This window comes from Clostridioides sp. ZZV15-6597, from assembly GCF_020657815.1.
Classification (GTDB): domain Bacteria; phylum Bacillota; class Clostridia; order Peptostreptococcales; family Peptostreptococcaceae; genus Clostridioides.
On record NZ_JAGWCT010000277.1, the window covers coordinates 1 to 388 of the forward strand.

The 388-nt window shown below is 25.0% G+C and carries 1 protein-coding gene; it reads left to right on the forward strand.

Features of this window, described 5'->3' with window-relative positions; genetic code table 11:
* Nucleotides 1–388 (forward strand): RNA-guided endonuclease TnpB family protein (locus KGF52_RS21210; RefSeq protein WP_227841541.1); only part of this gene is annotated, 388 nt, incomplete at both ends.

Sequence of the window (388 nt, forward strand, 5' to 3'; positions counted from 1 at the left end):
CTTGTCTATAAAAAACTTTCTGATATTAGATTAAATCATATACACCAAACTACTAATACAATAGTGAAAACCAAGCCTTGTAGAGTAGTAGTAGAAGATTTAAATGTAAGAGGTTTATTGAAAAATAAACACTTATCTAAATCAATTTCAGAGCAATGTTTTAATAAGTTTATAACTATACTTGAATACAAATGCAAATGGAACAAAATAGAATTTGTTAAAGCAGATAGATTTTATCCAAGTAGTAAAATGTGTTCATGTTGTGGAACTATCAAAAAAGATTTAAAGTTAAAAGATAGGACTTATGTATGTCCTAATGAAAAATGTAATCTTGTGATTGATAGGGATAAAAATGCAAGTATTAATTTAGCAAATTATAAAAGTAATC